Below are 3,149 nucleotides of genomic sequence, written 5' to 3'. Positions count from 1 at the left end.
GTTGAACTTTATCATCAAAATTTCGCTAATTGGTGGTTCTGTAACAGCTTGTTACTTAATTGTTAATCAGACAGGTCAGAAGCGGCTGCTTCCGAGCGAGCCAAATCGCCAAGAACACTTTTCAAAAGGTGCGCGCAAGCGCTGAGCACCACAACTGGCATGAGAAATACGAGTAAACTAGCCGTGTTCTCAGAGCCTGAGAAATACGAGATAATTTGAATAAAAACCAGAGGAACGAAGGCAATAATTAGCGCAAAGCCCATATGCTTTTTGACGGATTGTTCAATTAGATCAATTTTGTTTTCAATCATTTTGTTTTCCTTTATTTTTTTATTATCTGTGGATATGTCTGAAGGTAAGTCATTACAAACTTGGCAGGGTATATTTTTGCGGTAGTTGTATGCTCTTTTTAATGCAAATATTCCAACAGAGATAAACGACCACAGAATTCCAAATTCAACCGAATAAGCAAATGAACGACCTTTAAGGTATTGAACTCCCGCTAAAAAAACGAATATAAGAGGCAGCGCGATACAGTATTGTAGAATCCACTTTTTAATTGGCAATCTCCTCTCCTTTTTTCTTTAGGTTATTCAATACATCCCCCCATGCCTTATTACAAAACGGTAAGTACTTTGAAGGCGTTGGCCAGCCTGTATGTTGGAACTTAATAACTGTTTGAACCGGTATCGCACTTGCCCAACTTTCAGAGGCCACCTTGGAGCTGTCTCTGTTGCCAATTTCAAAGGTCATTTCTGTATTCTTCCATTCAGAAGCTGGCACATTGGCGGGGTGGTCTGAGATACAACGCCATTTAATTAAATGATTTGGCTCGCTGGCGAGCACTAAAAATTGAACGGCACCGTGGTCTGGACCTGGCGAGTGCTCAAATACGACGCCTTCAGGTGTTTCTCTGTGAGTTTGTTTGTCCCACCAAGTGCCAATGGCTTCAGCGCTCGCTAATAGTTCATAAACGACTTGTTGTGGTGCGTCTATCCAAACTTCATGTTGAATGGTATTCATCAATCTTTATCCGTTGCTAGTTTTACGGCTTTTGCCGCATGAATTTGAGTCGTGTCGTACAGCGGTACGTTAGTATGTTGTTGCTGTATGAGTAAGGCTATTTCGGTACAGCCAAGAATAATGGCCTCGGCACCTTGCGAGTGTAACTTATCAACGACCTTAACGTATTCAGCCCTTGAATCATCGTTGATTTTTCCAAGACACAGCTCGTTATAAATTATGTCATGTACCATATTTCGGTCTTGCTCGTCAGGTACAATAACCTCGATACCATACTTGTCTAAAATTCGATTTTTGTAAAACTCTTGTTCCATGGTGAACTTGGTACCGAGCAAACCAACGCACTTTATATTGTCTGTGACTAATTGTTCTGCGGTCGCATCTGCAATATGAACAAGAGGAATAGTGATTGCGGATTGAATCTTATCTGCCACTTTGTGCATTGTGTTTGTACAAATAAGAAGAAAATCGGCACCGCCTTTTTCTACCGCTAGAGCGGCATCTGAGAGTAATTTAGCGGTTTCGTCCCACTGACCTTTGTGCTGAAGCTTTTCAATTTCATCAAAATCAACGCTGTAAAGGCAAACTTTTGCAGAGTGTAATCCTCCAAGCGCTGATTTAACTCCCTCATTGATGGCTTTGTAATAACTTGCTGTGGACTCCCAACTCATTCCACCTAAAAGGCCAATTGTTTTCATGCGAATTCTCACTTTGCTTAATTAAGTTCGCCATCTTTCGATTTTCGCCGGAATAAAGGCGGCAGCAAAAAATAAAGCCGCAGGTAAATACCATTGAGAGAGGTCTGTGAGCACCTCAATTTCCATGCGAGGTATTAGTATTGAGTTAAAAATTCCAATTATGACCCCCACACCTAATAGTGTTTCCCAGTGAAGTTGAGATTGCTTTGAAAAGTAACGTCCTACAAAATATGGAAGAACAGGAAGAAAATCCATGAAGGCGGAGAGGGCAACGACAAGTGCATACCCAGCGGCAGAGATCTCATCTTCTAGAGAGATACTGTTTACAATAAATAAGCCAACAATGGCATTTCCTAAAAATAGATAAAACATAATGTTCCTTTATAAATCAACCTCATGAATAAGTTTGTGACAGTAATTCTTGAAACTGGTTACCAATCGAAAATACTGCTTCTATTCTGATAAATATGACTTCCCGCAATGTCCGCAATGACCAACAGGGAGACCTATTTTAGCTCTTCCCAAAGGGCCGCCAGCTGTATAAAGGTGGACACGTTCTCCACATTTTTTACAACGAATAAAAGCGGTCTTAATAACTAAGATTGCACTAATACCGATTGAAGTCCAAATGAAATAGTCTGAGTCGAGATAAATCCCGGCAGGAATCGATAGCAAGGCTAGCCATACTAAGAGAAATTGTACTTTCATAAAAATCCCTTTAAAAAGTTTAGAGAAAATCTATTTAAACCATATTCTTATTGAGCTTTCCAAGACTCTTCAATAACTAATTTCTCACGGCAAAACAGCTTGGCCGTGAATGTATCGCCTGAATGAACGACACCAACACCTTTGGGCGTACCTGTCATCAGGACGTCACCGTTTTCCAAAGTTAAAAAACTCTTAATGTCATCAAGTAATGCGTCAGGCTTGTGCATCATGAGTTCATATTCAGCAAACTGTGCCAGCCTGCCATTGATATAAAGCTCCATTTTGTAATCTTGAACATCATCACATTTTACAAATTCACTAAATACCGCAGAGTGATCAAACGCTTTTGCGCGCTCCCAAGGTAGCCCTTTTTCTTTGAGGGCAGATTGAAGGTTTCTTTTCGTTAGGTCTAAGCCTAAGCCAACAGCGTCAATTTTTCCGTTGTGAATTAAAAAGCAAATTTCGCCCTCAAAGTGGATTTCTTCACTTTCATTAGTAAAGAGAAGGTCTGATATTGACGAGTTGGGTTTAATAAATACAACAGGCTGAGAGGGCACTTCATTGTTGAGTTCTTTAATGTGTTCTACGTAATTTCGTCCGATACACACTATTTTTGTCGGCTGTACTTCGATTCCGTTTGATTTTATAGATTTCATTAAGTTGCCATTTCTCTTTGTTCACAGAATATTATCCAGCTTTTAAATGACTGGCCTTTTCATA

General features: G+C 40.1%; 5 protein-coding genes. All 5 read right to left on the bottom strand.

Annotated features, from left to right (window positions below; all coding sequences use genetic code 11):
• Window positions 1-62: 62 nt before the first annotated feature.
• The 5 genes from AC4E96_RS13220 to AC4E96_RS13200 all read right to left on the bottom strand — a co-directional run bounded on the left by AC4E96_RS13220 (window position 63) and on the right by AC4E96_RS13200 (window position 3,085).
• A complete protein-coding gene (locus AC4E96_RS13220; RefSeq protein WP_490256153.1) occupies window positions 63-311 on the bottom strand; it encodes a hypothetical protein in 249 nt (82 codons plus the stop codon).
• Between the two features lie 244 nt (window positions 312-555).
• Window positions 556-1,023 carry an SRPBCC family protein gene (locus tag AC4E96_RS13215; RefSeq protein ID WP_490256152.1) on the bottom strand — a complete coding sequence of 156 codons (468 nt, stop codon included), beginning with the start codon at window positions 1,021-1,023 and terminating at the stop codon, window positions 556-558.
• Entirely contained in the window at window positions 1,023-1,721 is a 699-nt protein-coding gene (locus tag AC4E96_RS13210) for an aspartate/glutamate racemase family protein (RefSeq protein ID WP_490256151.1), read from the bottom strand. Before AC4E96_RS13210 ends, AC4E96_RS13215 begins: the two co-directional genes overlap by 1 nt.
• A 21-nt stretch (window positions 1,722-1,742) precedes the next feature.
• On the bottom strand, window positions 1,743-2,093 hold the full coding sequence (locus tag AC4E96_RS13205) for a hypothetical protein (protein ID WP_490256150.1): 351 nt from the start codon (window positions 2,091-2,093) through the stop codon (window positions 1,743-1,745).
• A 383-nt stretch (window positions 2,094-2,476) separates the two neighbouring features.
• Window positions 2,477-3,085 (bottom strand): fumarylacetoacetate hydrolase family protein, encoded by a 609-nt coding sequence (locus tag AC4E96_RS13200; RefSeq protein ID WP_490256149.1) that lies wholly within the window; start codon window positions 3,083-3,085, stop codon window positions 2,477-2,479.
• Window positions 3,086-3,149 lie beyond the last annotated feature (64 nt).

The sequence above is a fragment of the Psychrosphaera sp. genome, from assembly GCF_982872775.1.
This window is presented reverse-complemented; position numbering and strand designations above follow the sequence as displayed.

Coding starts and splice junctions, on each gene's coding strand:
- AC4E96_RS13220 (WP_490256153.1), bottom strand. CDS start 311: ATGATTGAAAACAAAATTGATCTAATTGAACAATCCGTCAAAAAGCAT.
- AC4E96_RS13215 (WP_490256152.1), bottom strand. CDS start 1,023: ATGAATACCATTCAACATGAAGTTTGGATAGACGCACCACAACAAGTC.
- AC4E96_RS13210 (WP_490256151.1), bottom strand. CDS start 1,721: ATGAAAACAATTGGCCTTTTAGGTGGAATGAGTTGGGAGTCCACAGCA.
- AC4E96_RS13205 (WP_490256150.1), bottom strand. CDS start 2,093: ATGTTTTATCTATTTTTAGGAAATGCCATTGTTGGCTTATTTATTGTA.
- AC4E96_RS13200 (WP_490256149.1), bottom strand. CDS start 3,085: ATGAAATCTATAAAATCAAACGGAATCGAAGTACAGCCGACAAAAATA.